Origin of the sequence: Geofilum rubicundum JCM 15548 (assembly GCF_000974365.1) — a bacterium.
Lineage (GTDB): Bacteria > Bacteroidota > Bacteroidia > Bacteroidales > Marinilabiliaceae > Geofilum > Geofilum rubicundum.
This window is the reverse complement of the sequence record NZ_BAZW01000008.1, coordinates 55,788-71,819: the sequence shown is the minus strand read 5'-3', so window position 1 is coordinate 71,819 and position 16,032 is coordinate 55,788. Positions and strand designations below refer to the sequence as shown.

20 protein-coding genes and 1 pseudogene are annotated in these 16,032 nt (G+C 45.6%); 10 read left to right on the top strand and 11 right to left on the bottom strand.

Features of this window, described 5'->3' with window-relative positions; genetic code table 11:
* Positions 1-48: 48 nt before the first annotated feature.
* The 3 genes and pseudogenes from JCM15548_RS06415 to creD all read left to right on the top strand — a co-directional run bounded on the left by JCM15548_RS06415 (position 49) and on the right by creD (position 2,407).
* Positions 49-720 carry a hypothetical protein gene (locus JCM15548_RS06415; RefSeq protein ID WP_157482467.1) on the top strand — a complete coding sequence of 224 codons (672 nt, stop codon included), beginning with the start codon at positions 49-51 and terminating at the stop codon, positions 718-720.
* 7 nt (positions 721-727) lie between these two features.
* Entirely contained in the window at positions 728-1,024 is a 297-nt protein-coding gene (locus JCM15548_RS06410; RefSeq protein ID WP_062123600.1) for a winged helix-turn-helix domain-containing protein, read from the top strand.
* An 85-nt stretch (positions 1,025-1,109) separates the two neighbouring features.
* Positions 1,110-2,407: pseudogene (gene creD / locus JCM15548_RS06405) on the top strand (cell envelope integrity protein CreD).
* A 135-nt stretch (positions 2,408-2,542) separates the two neighbouring features.
* Here the strand turns inward: creD and JCM15548_RS26195 are convergent.
* The 5 genes from JCM15548_RS26195 to JCM15548_RS06375 form a co-directional block, all read right to left on the bottom strand.
* The gene (locus tag JCM15548_RS26195; protein ID WP_173427651.1) at positions 2,543-2,803 is read right to left on the bottom strand and encodes a TonB-dependent receptor; all 261 of its coding nucleotides are present in this window, start codon (positions 2,801-2,803) and stop codon (positions 2,543-2,545) included.
* Positions 2,800-4,800, bottom strand: a complete 2,001-nt coding sequence (locus JCM15548_RS06390) for a TonB-dependent receptor (protein ID WP_083985002.1) — start codon at positions 4,798-4,800, stop codon at positions 2,800-2,802. The genes JCM15548_RS26195 and JCM15548_RS06390 overlap by 4 nt, the downstream gene beginning before the upstream one ends.
* A 169-nt stretch (positions 4,801-4,969) precedes the next feature.
* Positions 4,970-5,341, bottom strand: a complete 372-nt coding sequence (locus tag JCM15548_RS06385) for a DUF8478 family putative metalloprotein (RefSeq protein WP_062123589.1) — start codon at positions 5,339-5,341, stop codon at positions 4,970-4,972.
* Between the two features lie 97 nt (positions 5,342-5,438).
* Positions 5,439-6,077 (bottom strand): class I SAM-dependent methyltransferase, encoded by a 639-nt coding sequence (locus JCM15548_RS06380; protein WP_062123586.1) that lies wholly within the window; start codon positions 6,075-6,077, stop codon positions 5,439-5,441.
* Positions 6,078-6,173: 96 nt separating this feature from the next.
* The gene (locus tag JCM15548_RS06375; RefSeq protein WP_062123729.1) at positions 6,174-6,389 is read right to left on the bottom strand and encodes a hypothetical protein; all 216 of its coding nucleotides are present in this window, start codon (positions 6,387-6,389) and stop codon (positions 6,174-6,176) included.
* A 143-nt stretch (positions 6,390-6,532) separates the two neighbouring features.
* Here JCM15548_RS06375 and JCM15548_RS06370 point away from each other — a divergent pair, with 143 nt between their 5' ends.
* Positions 6,533-7,816 carry a sensor histidine kinase gene (locus JCM15548_RS06370; protein WP_062123583.1) on the top strand — a complete coding sequence of 428 codons (1,284 nt, stop codon included), beginning with the start codon at positions 6,533-6,535 and terminating at the stop codon, positions 7,814-7,816.
* The gene (locus JCM15548_RS06365; RefSeq protein WP_062123580.1) at positions 7,785-8,486 is read left to right on the top strand and encodes a response regulator transcription factor; all 702 of its coding nucleotides are present in this window, start codon (positions 7,785-7,787) and stop codon (positions 8,484-8,486) included. Before JCM15548_RS06370 ends, JCM15548_RS06365 begins: the two co-directional genes overlap by 32 nt.
* A gap of 13 nt (positions 8,487-8,499) precedes the next feature.
* Here the strand turns inward: JCM15548_RS06365 and JCM15548_RS06360 are convergent, their stop codons facing one another.
* On the bottom strand, positions 8,500-8,901 hold the full coding sequence (locus JCM15548_RS06360) for a Dabb family protein (RefSeq protein WP_062123577.1): 402 nt from the start codon (positions 8,899-8,901) through the stop codon (positions 8,500-8,502).
* A gap of 176 nt (positions 8,902-9,077) precedes the next feature.
* Between JCM15548_RS06360 and JCM15548_RS06355 the strand changes: the two genes are divergently transcribed.
* From JCM15548_RS06355 to JCM15548_RS06345, 3 genes are all read left to right on the top strand, one after another.
* Positions 9,078-10,280, top strand: a complete 1,203-nt coding sequence (locus JCM15548_RS06355; protein ID WP_062123574.1) for an L-lactate MFS transporter — start codon at positions 9,078-9,080, stop codon at positions 10,278-10,280.
* Between the two features lie 148 nt (positions 10,281-10,428).
* Complete coding sequence (locus tag JCM15548_RS06350) at positions 10,429-11,121, top strand: DUF418 domain-containing protein (RefSeq protein WP_062123569.1); 693 nt, start codon at positions 10,429-10,431, stop codon at positions 11,119-11,121.
* A 10-nt stretch (positions 11,122-11,131) separates the two neighbouring features.
* On the top strand, positions 11,132-11,695 hold the full coding sequence (locus JCM15548_RS06345; RefSeq protein ID WP_062123567.1) for a DUF418 domain-containing protein: 564 nt from the start codon (positions 11,132-11,134) through the stop codon (positions 11,693-11,695).
* On the opposite strand, the gene JCM15548_RS06340 is transcribed toward JCM15548_RS06345, so the two are convergent.
* From JCM15548_RS06340 to JCM15548_RS06320, 5 genes are read right to left on the bottom strand one after another with little or no spacing between them, the layout of a single operon-like run.
* Positions 11,671-11,907 carry a hypothetical protein gene (locus tag JCM15548_RS06340; RefSeq protein WP_062123565.1) on the bottom strand — a complete coding sequence of 79 codons (237 nt, stop codon included), beginning with the start codon at positions 11,905-11,907 and terminating at the stop codon, positions 11,671-11,673. The two genes, JCM15548_RS06345 and JCM15548_RS06340, sit on opposite strands and share 25 nt — an antisense overlap.
* Positions 11,904-13,082, bottom strand: coding sequence for a PspC domain-containing protein (locus JCM15548_RS06335; RefSeq protein WP_062123563.1), 1,179 nt, complete (start codon positions 13,080-13,082; stop codon positions 11,904-11,906). Before JCM15548_RS06335 ends, JCM15548_RS06340 begins: the two co-directional genes overlap by 4 nt.
* Positions 13,083-13,119: 37 nt before the next feature.
* Entirely contained in the window at positions 13,120-14,076 is a 957-nt protein-coding gene (locus JCM15548_RS06330; protein WP_062123561.1) for a PspC domain-containing protein, read from the bottom strand.
* Position 14,077: 1 nt separating this feature from the next.
* The gene (locus tag JCM15548_RS06325) at positions 14,078-14,410 is read right to left on the bottom strand and encodes a PadR family transcriptional regulator (RefSeq protein ID WP_062123558.1); all 333 of its coding nucleotides are present in this window, start codon (positions 14,408-14,410) and stop codon (positions 14,078-14,080) included.
* Between the two features lie 20 nt (positions 14,411-14,430).
* Positions 14,431-14,694: a hypothetical protein gene (locus JCM15548_RS06320; RefSeq protein ID WP_062123555.1), complete on the bottom strand. Its 264-nt coding sequence runs from the start codon at positions 14,692-14,694 to the stop codon at positions 14,431-14,433.
* Between the two features lie 158 nt (positions 14,695-14,852).
* On the opposite strand from JCM15548_RS06320, the gene rbfA reads away from it, so the two are divergent.
* Positions 14,853-15,191 (top strand): 30S ribosome-binding factor RbfA, encoded by a 339-nt coding sequence (gene rbfA, locus JCM15548_RS06315; protein ID WP_062123727.1) that lies wholly within the window; start codon positions 14,853-14,855, stop codon positions 15,189-15,191.
* A gap of 3 nt (positions 15,192-15,194) precedes the next feature.
* The gene (locus JCM15548_RS06310) at positions 15,195-16,016 is read left to right on the top strand and encodes a class I SAM-dependent methyltransferase (protein WP_062123552.1); all 822 of its coding nucleotides are present in this window, start codon (positions 15,195-15,197) and stop codon (positions 16,014-16,016) included.
* The last annotated feature ends 16 nt before the right edge of the window (positions 16,017-16,032 follow it).

Genomic DNA, 16,032 nt, shown 5'->3' with positions numbered 1-16,032 from the left:
ACATTTAAAAACTTTTCATTTACTTTGTTTTTCAAAGTTCTTTTAGAAATGGAAACAAAAAACAACCCCTCCGAAGATCTGAAGCACATTCGGCAGATGATGGAAGCTTCTTCCAAGTTTTTATCCCTCAGCGGCCTGTCGGGCATAGCGGTGGGCAGCTTTGCCCTTGCAGGATCTGCCATCGCCTATTTCATCCTACTTGAAGGCGGCACCCTCAAATACGATGAATTCCTGCAGGTACTGAATCGCGGCAACCATTTCCCATTCAGGACGGCCATGTTACTGAACGCGCTTTTTGTCCTTTTCAGCGCTTTGATTTCGGCCTGGTATATTAGTTACCGTACCAGTAAAAAAAGAAAGCTGAAGTTCTGGACCCCGTCCGCCAAAAAAATGGTTTGGAGTCTTTTTTCCGTATTATCCGTTGGCGGTATTTTTTGCCTTCTACTGCTTTACAACGGCTACTTCCGGCTCATCGCTGCGTCCATGCTCCTATTCTATGGACTGGCACTGCTTCATGCCAGCAAATACTCCATGCAAAACATAAGTGCACTGGCCTATACCGAAATTACCATTGGCTTGCTGGCCACCTTATTTCACAATTACGGTTTGTTGCTTTGGACCTTGGGGTTTGGTTTTGTGCATATTGTATACGGCATTGTCATGTATTTTAAGTATGACCGACCACTTGCCAAGCTCCATGCCAAACAACAACAAAAATAAGGTAGATATGAAAACACTCATTGAGGGACTCAATAAAAACTTTGACAACCGTGTTCGCCTGGGCATCATGAGTGCCCTAATGGTGAACGAGGGTGTTGAATTTAATACCCTCAAGGATCTGCTTGGTGTAACGGACGGTAATTTGGCGAGTCACTTAAAAGGTTTGGAGAAGGCGGGAATTATTTGTGTTCATAAACAGTTTGTAGGCCGGAAACCAAATACGTCCTACACCATTTCGGAAGACGGAAAAAGGCAGTTCAACGCCCACATTGATGCATTGGAAAAACTGCTTAAGGGTCCCTAAGAAAGAAAAGTCTGCAACTAATTAATCATCTATATTTTTTTCACCATTTACTTTGTTTTTCAAAGTACTATTAAACTCAACAACCATGGAAACCAACGCACCAAAAACAGAACACTGGATGAATTCACTCACCTTTAAAATGGCCATTATCGGGGTCATGATCCTTTTGCTACTCATCCCTTTATCTATGATCAGAAGTATCATTTCTGAAAGGGAGTCCACCTCGCTACAGGTTGAAAATGAGATTTCAGCGCAATGGGGATATGCCCAAGTGCTGGCGGGTCCCATTTTGAATATTCCTACAGAATTGACATCTGTGGATAAAAACGGGAATGTCATCACTGAACGCGATTGGTTACATATTATGCCTTCCAACCTGGATATTGCATCACGCCTGGAGCCGGAGATCAGATATCGCGGCATATTTAAAACGGCTGTCTACACATCCGTTTCCCATATTACGGGCAACTTCAAATTCCAGCTTAACCCTGAGGAGATAGAGGGCGAACCAGACTGGAGCAAAGCAGTGGTTACCTTTGGGATAAGTGACAATCGGGGCATCAGGGGAGATATTGGCATATTGTGGAACAATGAGCCCCTAGAACCTGAGTCTGGTATGCTCACCCAAAACATTACCAAGACCGGCTTCAGTATTAAAACACCCCTGACGCTTGAAAACCTGGAAAACAGCATTCCATTTAACATCAACCTCGAATTGAGCGGATCCAAAAGTTTCACCATATTGCCATTGGGCCAAAAAAGCAACATCAACATCAACTCTTCGTGGACCAACCCCAGTTTCAGCGGAAATCTTCTGCCTCAAAAAAGAAAAATTTCAGATGCCGGATTTGAGGCCAACTGGCAGCTCACCCATTTAAACAGGAATTTTCCTCAATACTGGCAAGGGCAACAATTTGATGTGTGGGAACACTCACTGGGAGTTGATCTGTTTCTTCCGGTCAACCATTATCAAAAAGCGACCAGGTCGGCCAAATATGGCATACTGTTCATTATTCTTACCTTACTGGTCTTTTTGTTTATTGAACTGATTAACAACAAAAAAGTGCATCTGTTCCAATACTTGCTGGTAGGCCTGGCCTCATCCTTTTCTTTTCACTTCTAACTGCCTTAAGCGAGCATCTCGGCTTTAATCTCGCCTATCTGGTGGCCTCTCTGGTCAACATTGCGGTGATCGGATTGTTTGCCTATGGCTTGCTGGAGGACCTCCGATTGACCTCATGGGTGACCGGTCTTCTCGTGCTTATGTACACCTTCCTATTCGTTCTTTTGCAGCTAAATGATCTCGCATTCCTGGCTGGCAACATCGGCCTGGTGATCATACTTTCTGTCATTATGAAGGCTTCGCTTCGACTGACCAGGTAAGTTTCGCGGGCAAATGACAAGCCTCACATTCCCAAAAAAAGGCGTCTCCCCGGAGACGCCTTTTTTATTGGTTCAACACTTAGAGAAACAGACAAAACCTTTCTGTCCTACTCCAAAAAAATCCTGAAAGAATATTTAAAAAAACCATCTGTAAGTCACATTCACGTTCCGTCCGGGCATCACAAAATTGCGGTCTTCAATGCGGCTCAGGTGATCGCGGTATTTGGTGTCAAGGGCATTTTCCACCCGCACAATGAGCACATGCTGACCAACGGTATTGAGTCGGTATCCGGCCTGAAAGCCCAACAGGGAATACCCATCTGTGACAGCTTCATCGGGCGCCACCTGGTCCTGCCGGCGCACCGCCATATAGCTGGCGCCTACCCATCCCTTCACGTAATCATATTCCACTTCGTTGCGCCAGCGGAAAGGGGGAATAAAGGGCAGGTTCCGGTTGGGCGCATTATCGATGACCCGCCGGCCGCGTACCCAGTCCATAGAGGATTGCCACGACAAGCGATCTGTAATCTGATACCCCATACTGAATTCATTTCCATATAAGCGGGCCTTGCCTTCGGCATACTGAAAAATTTCGTAACCCGAAGACTCATCCACCTCCCGGTGGGTTGAAAAATGATATAATTGGCAAAATCATTGACAAAACCGGTCAATTCCATTTTGACCGATCCCCGCTCCCAGACAACAAAAACATCACCGCCATGCCCAATTTCATCATTGAGTTGGGTGTTGCCTTTTTCATAAACACCGGCCCCCAAATGGGCCCCATCTGCAAAAATCTCCTCCACCATGGGGTTGCGGTGCGACCGGGCCAACTGGGCCCCAATCTCCAGTCCCTCAAAGGGACGGATGTTTAAGCCCAGAGAACCGGAGTAATTGAAAGCGTTGCGCGACAAACGAACCTCCGGGAACACTTCATTTGGCAGTGCCTGCGAATTCTGAAAATCGAGTCGCAGACCAAATTGCATACGTAAGGTATTTGAAAGGGGCACCTCCTGAAAGGTAAATGTCGCCATGGAAAAGCGTTGCTCGCCGGGGGTATAAGACTCATCGCCGGTCACATCAAGACTTTGTCCGTTCAGACTGAAACCTAAGGCCCCACGGGCTAATATGCCAACCGGCTTGTGTTGCAAAGTCAGCGTTGAGCTAAAGGCGTACTGCTCATATTCCAGTCCTATCAGCTCCACGGCGGGCTGTCCCGCGGGCCGTTCAATCCCGACTTCCTGCTGGTGAAAACGGGTCGTATTGAAGCGCAATTGCGCCTGATCAAAAAACTGTCCGGATAAATTCTTTCCAAATCGCCCCTGAAAAGCCATCCGCTGCGCCCTTATCTCCACATCCTCCTCAGGCACATCCACCGATTCAGGAATTTCAAAGGACTGGTCGGATAGAGAAAAACTCAAGCCCCCATTAACCCGCTCAGTATTGATTCCCCAGCCCAAAGCACCATCGTAGTTGCTCATGGAAGTACCGGGCACAGCGCCTTCAGGGGTCGTCATGTCACCCGCCTGGCGCAGCGCAAAGCGCCCGGTAAAAGCATTGCTTTCCCGGCCAATAGTGACCCGCCCAAAGCCGGCACCCATATTATTCATGGTGGCGCCCTGGACCGAAACAACACCGGAAACATTGGCATCCCACTGGTCCGGAATATCGGTGGTCATCAGGTTAATCACACCCCCCAAAGCACTGGAGCCATAGAGCAGACTGGCAGGGCCTCGGATGACCTCTACCCGACTGGCCGCCAGAGGATCCAAAGAGATGGAGTGGTCGGCCGAAGTCTCCGAGATATCTCCCATGCGCTCTCCGTTTTCCAGAACCAGAATGCGGTCACCATCCATTCCCCTAATAACGGGACGGGCAGGTGCAGAGCCAAAACTACGCATGGAAACGCCGGGTTGCCCATTCAGCATTTCCCCAAAAGAAGGCTCACTGCGGCGCTGTATCTGTTCACCCATAAAAACCGCATCCGGTTGATAACGAAAACCACTGGCTGTGGGCGATGCCGTTAAAGTAATACCCGACAAATTAATACTGGCAGGGGCCAGATGAATATCCACCTCCTTGGTGGTTTTCAACTCCGCTTCAAAGTCAATTTCAGCCAGGGCATAGCCCATACTGGATGCCAAAATGGTTAGAGGCCCTTCGGGCAAATTGGTCAACATATAATGCCCACTGGCATCGGTTATGGTGCCTATACGGCTCCCCTTGATCAACACATTCACAAAAGGCAGATGCTCTCCGGTAGTGGCATCCACTACATGACCAAAGACATTGGCATCGGTCCGGGGACGGGCATCGCTTGGGTTAGCCACTACGGACGATCCCATACAAAAGTTCATAACCATTAATATCAGAATAATACAGGTATTTCGCATAACATTTTTATAAACAAATTCATAACTGCTTTACCAACGCTGTCATAGCAAGGTTGATAAAAAAGAAAAGAGCGTGTCTCCCCAAAAAGCGCTCATGCATAGCGCACATCGGATGGCAGGCGCCTAAAACCCACGCATTCTTTAATGGAGACAATGATGTAGAAAGATGTTAAGCGAAAACGGGCGGCCCCCGCAGTTGGTTTGTCCACTGATACCCAAAAACGATCAATCTGGAGGTCCGCGGAATAAAAAGAGAAGTATTTAAACAGGAAAATAAAATCCCCAAAACGATGAGAATGGCCAAAAGGCTGGTGCTGGAAAACAGCAGAGCCAGCATAAAAAACTCGGCACTGGTATGTTGATGATCCTGATAGGGCTGGCCCGGAATGCGTGCGCTGGAGTAAGGGTGTGCATGCTTGATAACCGCGCCATTGTCCATTTGATGATAGTGCCAGTTAACCATCTGGTTGTGATACAACCAGATAAGAAAGGGCAAACTCAGTAAAACAAGCAGTTGCTTAATTTTTCTATTTCTAATCATGGACGAAAAACATCATTATCATTGACAAAAATAACGCTTATGCCCCGGATATTGTTTTTTTGAATCACAAAAAAACATAAATGGAAGACCCACCTCCCTACCACACCACCTTTTTTCGCAGAATGATCACCTTTTGATTATCGCTATACGCCAGATCATAACCATAACGGGTGCAGATGTATTCGAAAGTCTTTGTGTGAAAAAAAGAAACATGCGTAGAATCCTTCAAATACCACCAATTGGCCACATCCATGGTTTCATCCCAGAAATTGGTCATAATGGTGAGGGTGCCATCGGGCCGCAGTAAGGCCGTTAACAATTTCAATTCCTGATTCGGATCAAAGAAATGCTCAAAACACTCGGTGGCGAAAATAAAGTCCTGCCGTTCATCGGGCAATTCAGGAAAAAAGAAGGGATCGTAATAACTGCAAGCGCAGTCATTTTTTTCAAGCATACGCGCCAGTACAGGGTTGGGACCACAGCCAAAATCCATTCCTTCCATATCCGGTTCCAGAAAAGGCAACGTCGGCTCTAGCGCCTGACTTAAAAACGTCACATATCCCGGACATTCCTCTGTATTGTTATGCTGCTGGTAACGGTCTTTTTCCGCCTCTGCTACGAGCCAATTTTGCGGTGCTTTAAAAATTAAATAACAATGATTACACTTATATAAGGTCACATCATCGTTTCCCTTAAAACTATTTAAATCCTCTCCTGCGCAAAGCGTACACTTCATTCATTCATAATTAAGTGATGAGGGGGCAAAAATACCAAATAAAAAACCCAAAGCCAATGGCTTTGGGTTTTAAAGGATTAAACAAAACAAAAAGTACTATTCAGCTTTCTTTTCTTTTGCGCATTCAGCTTTCTTAGCTTTGTCGCACTCCGCTTTTTTAGTTTTATCGCAGTCTGCTTTCTTTTCTTTGTCGCATTTCTTTTCGCAGTTTTCTTTCTTTTCAGGTTCCTGCATCATGGTAGCAGCCGTTGCGGGTGCAGTTAATGCCAAAGTGAAAACAAACAAAAATGCTACAGCTATTTTCTTACTCATAATCTTTAATTTAAATTGGTTAATGATATCTGACACAAATTTAGAATGATTCTTTAAAAGAACAAGTTACCGGCCTGTTAATTGGCGTTAATGTTATGTTAACGCATATAGTGAGTCCGTAAAAATGGCTAATTTTGAGCACCATGAAAAAAGGAAAACCAACCGACAAGCAGGGCATACTGGCCATTACCACCTTTGTGGTACTGGCACTTCTGATGATGGTTCAAATCAGCTGGATTTTCAGAGCCGCCCGTTTGGAGGAGCAAAATTTCAACCACCGGGTATCGATGGCCTTAAAAGCAGCCAGAGATGAAATCGGGGTCAGAGCGCCTAAGTGTACGGACATGTCCGATTTTCTTTGCGGACGTCAATGCCCCGAACATGTCAACCAGTCCAAACACGCAGAAGTAGACAGCATTATTCGCGCCAACCTGTCGATGTACAACATTGCTTTACCCTATACTTTTGAAATTACCGACTCCTTACTGCATCAAAGTCGGGGACGCTTTTTCAACCCTACCTGCTACCAACAGAATTTAAATGGACTCATCGATCAGAATGGCATCCAAATAAGGGTCCTCTTTCCTACCCGCAATCAATATTTGATAGGCCAGCTTTATAGCCAATTGGGCCTTTCCATTCTATTCATTCTTTTTGTCATGCTGTCATTTCTCATCACCTGGCGGCTTTTCAGAAGAGAAAAAGATTTGATGCTGCACACCACCGATTTTATCAACAACATGGTGCATGAATTTCAAACCCCCATCGCCAACATCCGCTTTGCCGCCAATTTGCTCAAGAAGAAAAAAACAGGGGACAGCCCTCAAAAGACCGAAGAATATACCGAAGTCATCCTCAATGAAACCCTCCGCCTGCAAGGCCATGTTGAAGCCATTTTAAAAGTGGCGTCCCATTCTGATAATCAGGACAGCACCGAAAAAATTGACATGCATCAAATGATCGAGCACGTCATATCGACCTTTCATTTTCGCCTGGAACATGCCCAGGCGGCCATTTCTTTGGATGCCCGTGCATCCAAACATGAAATTAACGCAGAATGGGGTCCGCTGACACTCATCATTTCCAATTTAATAGACAATGCCTTAAAATACGTCAGCCATCAACCACAAATCCATATCTCCACTCAAAACAAAGAGAACCTTCTGGTTGTTTCTGTACAGGATAACGGGATAGGTATTCGAAAAGAAGACCAATCCAGAATCTTTGATAAGTTTTTCAGAGTTTCCACCGGCAATGTGCACGATGTTAAAGGCTTTGGTTTGGGCCTGACCTACGTCAAAAAGGTGGTTGAGCAGTTCGGTGGCCATGTTACGGTTCAAAGCACCCCTGGCAAAGGCAGTATATTTACGCTGACTTTTCCTTTAATAGATAGCCATGTCAACACAGAAAACAATTCTCATCATTGAAGATGACCTCAACATGGGGTTTTTGCTTAAAGAGTATTTGACGGCCAATGATTTCAATGTGGAACTTTGCACCGATGGCGACAAAGCGCTCTCAGCCTTCCAATCCACCCGCATCGATTTCTGTCTGATTGATGTCATGCTCCCCGGCATAGATGGTTTTACTTTGGCAGAGCGCATCCGCGACAAAGACCCGGATGTACCGGTGGTGTTTCTGACGGCGCGCTCCATGAAGCAGGACAAGCTGAAGGGATTTAATCTGGGGGGCGATGATTACATTACCAAACCCTTTGACGAAGAGGAACTCCTGTGCCGCATCCATGCCATCATGAACCGATATAACGGAAAAAGAGAAACCGTGGAAGAAACAAGCATGGCTACCTGCCACATCGGGAACTACCTTTTTGACGTGCAAAATCAGGCTTTGATCCTCCGGGATCAAACACAAAGACTCACTTACCGGGAATGTGATGTGTTAAAAATGCTTTGTCAAAACAAGAACAATCTGGTTAAACGAAGCGATTTATTACAAAAATATTGGGATAAGGACGACTATTTCAATGGCAGAAGTCTCGATGTTTTCATTACCCGATTAAGAAAGCGCTTATCCGATGACAATAGCGTAAAAATAGAAAATGTACCCAAGGTTGGGTACATTTTACAAGATCAATAGGAAACTCCTTTCCTTACCATTTCACCGAATCATACACAATGACCCGCTCCCATAAATGCTGATTCTCTTCAACAAACTGTAAATGTTGCGAATCAATCTGATAGCTGTCCTGATCCTCTTTGGAATCAAAAAACAGCATCAGTGAATAGGTGTATGAGTGATCCACCACATCCCTGCTTTCAGTGGCAGCCGGTACGCCCAGGTGTGCGTAACGAATGGTTTCTATGGTTGACAATTCCTCCAGTGCGCGCTGCATCTGTTCTCTGGCATCCGGGCTATCCGGCTCATGCAGCCAAAAATAAACATGGTGCACCAATACATCCGACGGGGCATTCTTCACAGATTCTTGTTGACACCCCGAAAACAAAAACAGCCCAAGAAATAGGCAAGCGATAAATAAATAGCCTTGTTTCATCTCTCCATGATTTTATTTTTATGGGACGTAAGATAACAAATCCCAACGAATAAGAATAGAACCATCCTTCCTTATTTAGATTCTAAATAAGGGCATGGGCAGGACTTTCTATCCAAATAAAGAAAAAAATCTTCTATTTTCGACTCCGCAAAATCAAAAAACCAAAACTAAACATAATGAGTGTACAACGTAATGTTTCCGGATGGATGGTTACCCTGGCAGCCCTGGGCATCAACCTGATTCTTGGGATACTGTATTCCTGGGCAATCATCAAAAAAGCGCTGGTGGACGACTGGGGCTGGAGTAACACAGAAGCTTCACTGCCCTACATGGTCTGTGTGGCATTGCTGGCCTTTGTAACCATTCTTGGTGGCCGGCTGCAAGATAAGTACGGCCCTAAAATCATTGCGCTTATTGGCGGCATTTTATTTGGCACCGGACTGCTGCTTTCTGCCTTTGCCAAGAATCCGACCGTAATGGTGTTAACTTTTGGCGTTATTAGCGGATTGGGAATGGGCTTTGGCTATGCAGCGGCCACCCCCTGTGCCATTAAATGGTTTGAACCACGTAAAAAAGGACTCATAGCCGGCATTGTGGTAGCCGGCATTGGTCTTTCAGCCATTTACATCGGACCTTTAACCGCCTACCTGCTTAGGACATCAGGCATTGAACATACTTTTATGTTTTTAGGGATTTTGGCATTGGTGGGTCTCATACTTTTTTCATTGCTTTTGAAAAACCCACCGGCAGGTTATGTCCCCCTTGTTAAGAAAAACCGTCCGATTGTCGCCCATGGAGAAGATTTTACCTGGCAACAAATGATTAAAACAAGGCCCTTTATTCTGTTATGGCTGACCTATTTACTCAGTGCCACTGCCGGACTAATGCTGATTGGCCACATCGCCAGTATTGCAGACATACAGGCGGGCTGGCAGGCGGGCTTCGTGTTGGTGGTCATTTTGGCCATATTCAACACCTCCGGAAGAATACTGGGTGGTTTTCTTTCTGATACCATTGGACGCACCAACGCCCTTTTAATGGTGTTTGTAATTCAGGCACTCAACATGTTTGCCTTTTCCTTCCTCGATTCCATACCCTTGCTGATTGCCGGGACAGCGGTGGCCGGACTCTCATATGGTGCTTTGTTTGCTCTTTTTCCGGCGACAACGGCCGATTTCTTCGGCATAAAGAACCTGGGCGTTAATTATGGCTTAATATTTACCGGATGGGGTGTTGCAGGTATTGTTGGACCGCTTTTGGGGGGTCAGGTGGCTGACCTCACCGGTACTTATAATGTCTCTTATGTGGTAGCAGGCATTATGTTGCTTCTGGGTGCCTTACTGGTAAAATTCATAAAAGCGCCGGCAAAAAGAATCTAAAGTTGTAGTAGCTGTTTAAGCAAAACATCCCGAAGTTAAATCCCTTTAATCGGGAAAACTTAAACAGCTTCTATTATTTTTCTTGAAATTTATTTGCTTAAAACACTGGGAGTGTGTAATTTGCATACAAACTCCAAACAATGAAACAATGAGCCCTCATTTTAACCCAACCGTTCCCGGTCAACGCATTCAAATACTCGACACCTTAAGAGGATTTGCCATATTTGGCATTCTTATGGTAAATATGTTATGGATGAGTGCCCCGGTAGGCATTTCCTTAACCGATTATTCCCTCTGGAACAGCCCCACGGATAGAACGGTTGAATTTCTAATTTCCTTTTTGTTCGAAGGCAAATTCTATGTCCTGTTCTCTATGCTGTTTGGCTATGGATTCTGGCTTTTTCTGCAAAAGACCAACAACGGTGCTTCCCCTGTGAAGGTCTATGCATGGCGTCTGATACTGTTAATCCTTTTTGGAGCAGCGCACATTGTGCTGCTTTGGCCCGGTGACATCCTGTTTATTTATGGTTTTTTGGGCTTGTTTTTATTGTTGTTCAGAAACAAAAGCAACCGTGGTCTTTTTAAATGGGCACTTGCTTTGCTGATCATTCCATTGGTCCTATTGACCGGACTGGCACTTCTTTTCCATTTGGGCATGTCGAACCCGCATGCAGCAGAAGCCATTGAGTCGGCCATGGAAGACCAAAACGCCGTGTTTGTTGCCCTCATTGAAAATGCCTTAAAAATTTATCCCACCGGCACCTTTTCAGAAATCGTAAGCATTCGTCTGGAGGAATACACCACCTTACTTACAGGAGCTATTATCATGTTCTATCCCTAATGTTTTGGCCATGTTTCTGTTAGGTTTTTATGCGGGCAAAAAACAATTACTTAAAGAAGTCACCACGCATCTGCCCTTTTTCAGGAAAATGGCTGTTTGGGGCCTCTCAACAGGCTTGTTGGCCGGACTGGCCTACGCTTATTTCAAAATGGAAACAGACCTTGGCACGCCCACCTTCGAATCGGTATTGGCCATGGCGCTGAATGCCTTTGGCGGTCCGCTTCTCTCCTTGGGCTATGTTTCCACCATCCTACTACTGATCCATACCGAACGGATGAAAAGATGTGCCAAATGGCTGGCATCTGTAGGCCGTATGGCGCTTTCAAATTATCTGATGCACAGCATTATTGCAGCCCTTCTCTTTCACAGTTACGGATTCGCACTTTATGGCAAAGTATCCATTTGGCAGGGAGCTCTTTTAAGTTTGGCCATTTTCGCCATCCAGATTCCTTTGAGCATAGCGTGGCTCAACTACTTTCGCTTTGGCCCCTTTGAATGGCTTTGGCGCAGTTTGACCTATTTGAAATGGCAACCCTTTGTGAATCCCAATCAGTTGACCGACCAGCGCACATAGCGCTGTAAATCGGGGTCTACCTGTACCACTTTGCCTTTGGGAACCGAGATGCGAACAATCACTTTCTGGTCGCGGATTTTAGATGGGGTTGGCAGGGAGTAAATTTTATCCAGTTCCAGCAAGGAGTCTTTCTGCAACCAAAAATACTCCGCCATTTCGGCATGAACCCTGGCCCTGGCTTCCGAAGCCCCTTTGGCCTGGCGTTCAATCACAATGGCAAAATGTTCGGCATTCTCCCGGATAAGAATTTTTGCTCGCCATAAAAGGTCATATCATCTTCGTTCAAATGCACCCGAATGTTGTTAAATTGAATCGCCGACCGCTTTCTTATTTGTGGCATCTGCGCGGCTTGCAAATAGAGGGTATCGCCCTGAAACGTATCGGGCAAAACCACCTCCTCCACACTGGCCTTGTGCCTGAAATCCAATCCCACACGAAACGCGCCCACCGTTAAAAGGCCCAGTCCCACCAACCAGAGAATAAGACCGAGCGTTCCTATGAGTTTGCCACCTCTTTTAAACTGAAAGACCAAATGTAATCCCAGATAAAAAACCAGCAATAAAGGCACGCCACAAGCCAGTAACAGTCCGATCATAATGGGCAGGGACTCGCTCTGACTAAAAAGCATGTCGTGCACATCCCACAACAGACCCGCCTCAGGAACCAGATGAACGGCCGGTCCGCTGAAAAACAGAACCACGGTCATACCCACCATCAAGGCAAAACTTACCAGAATAATACCAACGCCCAACACAACGCCGGCCACGCGCAAAACCTGATTCAGTCCGGAAGGGGCCGTCATATAAGACGGACCTGTTGTGCGGGCTTTATTAAAAACCGGTTCACCACCAAACATCTGCATGCGCTGTTCCATGGTCAAGGCCTTGGGCATGGCAATCCATAATACCAAATAGGGAATGATGGAGATGCCATAAAACAAGCCAACCACAAAGAGCAAGCGAAATAAAAGCGGATCCACATTAAAGTAGGCGCCCAGGCCACTGCACACGCCACCCACAACTCTGGAATAGGGATCCCTGTACAAGCGTTTGTGAATGGGCTGAAGGGGAGATTCCCTTTTAAAGGAGGCAGAAGATCCGGCCGCTCCGTCAGCGTCCTCATCCACCGGCGCATAATCACGTGGCTCTCCCAGAATTTTGATGACCTCTTCCACATCCTTTAGATTCACCGCCACCTGATTTTCATGTGTCACAGGAATAAACAATTCAGCCATTCTCGACTCTATGTCGTTGATCGTCTCCCGGGCTTCATCGTTACTGCCCAGTACCGCTTGCACCGCATCCAGGTATTCCTTCAGCTGGTCATAAGCATCCTCCTCTATTCTGAAGGCGATGCCCGAAAGATTAATATGTATTGTTTTCTTCATCAGAAAAAGATTTTAAATGGTTTGAATGGTCCGCCCGCTATAGCAGGGCCATGTGCCAGGGGAAAAAAGAAAAACCTCCTGTCAACATCATGATAAAGCCAATAATAATGATCACCGCGATTAAAATTAAAAACCCCTTCATGGCCGACCGGAAAATTAATGCCAGTATTAAAATCAATATCAGCAAAGGTACAATGCCCGGGAAAGCCAAATGGGCAAAGGGCAGATGAACAAAATGGAAAGCAGGCCCATGAAACCCTATCATGCGGGTAAAAAACAAAAGTCCGATGACTATGGCGACAAAAATGAAAACATTTTTGTCTCTTTTTTTCATCCTGTTGAGGTAAGCCTCCCCATCTTTATAGGTCTTACTTTTCTTAAAGTTCGAGAATTCCGATTTCACATTTTCATATTGCTCCTTGATGTTCTTTTCAATATTAGAAACAGTGATGTTTTCTCCTCGCATTTCGAGCCTTTGCGTGGTGGTAACAGCCGGTGGAACAGCGATCCACAAAACAATATAAACAGGAATGATGGCGCCGAAACTCAGAAAAGGCAACACCGCAAAAATAACTCTCACCAAAACAGGATCCAGATTGAAATAGGCAGCAATACCGCCACAAACGCCTCCCAATACTTTATTGTCCAAATCCCGGTAAAGGCGCTTCCGGGTATAAAAAGTGGCTCCTGACCATTCTGACGCGGGACCCTTCTCTTCTTCTGCATCTCCTTCACCGGAAAAATCTTCGGGTTGACCCATTATAGAAATCACTTCCTCAACGAGGCTGACAGTAATCACGCCTGTTTTTGGATTAATGCGCTGCGAAAACAGCTCTGACATGCGGGCTTCAATATCGTTGATAATTTCTTTTCCGCCCTCCCTGGTTCTGAACCAATCCTCCAGCTTTTGCTGATACTTCTTAAGCAATTCGTAAGCATCATCATCGATGAAGAAAGCTGTGGCAGCTATGTTGATGGTTATTGTCTTCTTCATGTTACTTGTTTTTTTGGTGTATCAGGTTAACAGCCTCAACCAGCTCTATCCACGACTGGTCCAGCTCCTTTAAAAAATCACGACCCTTTTCGGTCAGGGCATAGTACTTACGGGGAGGCCCCTGGGTGGATTCCTCCCATCTGTAGCTGAGCAATTCGTCATTCTTTAACCTTGTCAGCAAAGGATAAAGCGTTCCCTCAACTACAATCATCTGAACTTCCTTTAGTTCATTGATGATGTCAGAAGCATAGGCGTCGTCTCCCGAAAGTATGGATAAGATACAATATTCCAGAACTCCCTTACGCATCTGAGCTTTTACATTTTCCAGCTTCATATTGTTAAATTTAAATTTTATTAAAACCTGAGACGCACACTTCCTATGGCGATGGCCGGAAGAACGTAAGAATAGGCAACCGATGTTTCTGTCTCTGCAGGTTCGTCAACCTGCGATGAATCAGAACCAATTTTTTCCTCCCCTTTGTGAACTTCATGAAACGACTGGGGATCACTACCCGGGTTTTTGCCATCCCTGCTGTTATGAAGTAACACAACAAAGACCAATAAAAGAGAGGCGACTTTTATCCATTGAAACAGGACCGGTGAAATAAACTTTCTCATAACTAAAAAATTTAAGATACCTTCTTATGCACTGAATTAGGTTATGCAAATATATGTCATTTATCTAGTACTTTGCAATACCTAGTACTAATTTTTTTCAAAAAAATAAATAATCGCCTAAAAAACCGTACTTTCGTAGGTTGAAAAGCAATGTAATTATGGATTCTACCAGACAAAAAAAAATAGGCCGTCTCATACAAAAAGAGATGAGTGAAATATTTCAGCGTGAAGTGAGAGATGTCATCATGGGCACCATGGTCAGTGTGACCGTAGCAAGGGTGTCTCCCGACATGGGAATGGCCAAAGTGTATCTGAGCATCTTCCCCCCTACCAATAAAGACGAGGTTTTTAAAAACATTACCCAGAATGCATCAAAGCTGCGCTTTTTATTAGGCCAGCGGGTAGGTAAACAGCTAAGAGTGATTCCCGACCTGCAATTTTTTATTGATGACAGCCTGGATTACATCGAAAAAATTGACGATCTGTTAAAAGAATAGGACATGCAATACGATCCCATTAAAAGGTCGCTCGGCCAGGTTTTCAACATAAACCCCTACTTAAGAGCCCTGTTTTACAGCCTGCTGGACCTGCTGCTGTTGCGCTCCTGGCACATTCGTCGTGAACTGAGAGCCTGGCGCAAGGAAGCCCCTGTTAATGCAAGCGTTTTAGATGCCGGCTCTGGTTTTGGCCAATATGTTTGGCGACTGGCGAAAATGGGCCGACTATTTCGCATCACCGGTGTGGATGTCAAAGAAGAACAAGTGGCCGATTGCAACCGATATTTTGAGCGAATGGGCATGGGTCACCGCGCTCATTTCAGATGCGAGGAACTGGAAACCTTTAACGAAACGGAGCGTTACGATTTGGTACTATCGGTGGATGTGATGGAACACATCGAAGAGGACGAAAAAGTCATGAAAAACCTGTGCCGCTCCTTAAAGCCCGGAGGCACCCTACTCATATCCACCCCTTCAGACCAGGGAGGGTCGGATGTCCACCACCACGACCACCACGAAGGCGCCAGTGGATTTATTGACGAGCATGTGCGCGACGGATACAATATAGATGACATAAGTGAGAAATTACTAAGAGCCGGGTTTTCTTCTGTAGAAGCCAGATATTCTTACGGAAAGAGTGGCAGTCTGGCCTGGAAACTGACCATGAAGTTTCCCATTCTGGCACTCAATACGACAAGGCTGCTTTTTATCCTTTTACCTTTTTACTATCTGCTTGTATATCCATTGGCCTACCTGTTGAACCATATAGATGTGCGGGCACATCATAAGACCGGCACGGGCCTCATCGTTAAAGCCATCAAATAATGAAGGATAAGCGCCG

Coding starts and splice junctions, on each gene's coding strand:
- JCM15548_RS06410 (WP_062123600.1), top strand. CDS start 728: ATGAAAACACTCATTGAGGGACTCAATAAAAACTTTGACAACCGTGTT.
- JCM15548_RS06335 (WP_062123563.1), bottom strand. CDS start 13,082: ATGAAGAAAACAATACATATTAATCTTTCGGGCATCGCCTTCAGAATA.
- JCM15548_RS06365 (WP_062123580.1), top strand. CDS start 7,785: ATGTCAACACAGAAAACAATTCTCATCATTGAAGATGACCTCAACATG.
- JCM15548_RS06370 (WP_062123583.1), top strand. CDS start 6,533: ATGAAAAAAGGAAAACCAACCGACAAGCAGGGCATACTGGCCATTACC.
- JCM15548_RS06320 (WP_062123555.1), bottom strand. CDS start 14,694: ATGAGAAAGTTTATTTCACCGGTCCTGTTTCAATGGATAAAAGTCGCC.
- JCM15548_RS06375 (WP_062123729.1), bottom strand. CDS start 6,389: ATGAGTAAGAAAATAGCTGTAGCATTTTTGTTTGTTTTCACTTTGGCA.
- JCM15548_RS06350 (WP_062123569.1), top strand. CDS start 10,429: ATGAGCCCTCATTTTAACCCAACCGTTCCCGGTCAACGCATTCAAATA.
- JCM15548_RS06380 (WP_062123586.1), bottom strand. CDS start 6,077: ATGAAGTGTACGCTTTGCGCAGGAGAGGATTTAAATAGTTTTAAGGGA.
- JCM15548_RS06415 (WP_157482467.1), top strand. CDS start 49: ATGGAAACAAAAAACAACCCCTCCGAAGATCTGAAGCACATTCGGCAG.
- JCM15548_RS06360 (WP_062123577.1), bottom strand. CDS start 8,901: ATGAAACAAGGCTATTTATTTATCGCTTGCCTATTTCTTGGGCTGTTT.
- JCM15548_RS06390 (WP_083985002.1), bottom strand. CDS start 4,800: ATGCGAAATACCTGTATTATTCTGATATTAATGGTTATGAACTTTTGT.
- rbfA (WP_062123727.1), top strand. CDS start 14,853: ATGGATTCTACCAGACAAAAAAAAATAGGCCGTCTCATACAAAAAGAG.
- JCM15548_RS06330 (WP_062123561.1), bottom strand. CDS start 14,076: ATGAAGAAGACAATAACCATCAACATAGCTGCCACAGCTTTCTTCATC.
- JCM15548_RS06310 (WP_062123552.1), top strand. CDS start 15,195: ATGCAATACGATCCCATTAAAAGGTCGCTCGGCCAGGTTTTCAACATA.
- JCM15548_RS06355 (WP_062123574.1), top strand. CDS start 9,078: ATGAGTGTACAACGTAATGTTTCCGGATGGATGGTTACCCTGGCAGCC.
- JCM15548_RS06385 (WP_062123589.1), bottom strand. CDS start 5,341: ATGATTAGAAATAGAAAAATTAAGCAACTGCTTGTTTTACTGAGTTTG.
- JCM15548_RS06325 (WP_062123558.1), bottom strand. CDS start 14,410: ATGAAGCTGGAAAATGTAAAAGCTCAGATGCGTAAGGGAGTTCTGGAA.
- JCM15548_RS06345 (WP_062123567.1), top strand. CDS start 11,132: ATGTTTCTGTTAGGTTTTTATGCGGGCAAAAAACAATTACTTAAAGAA.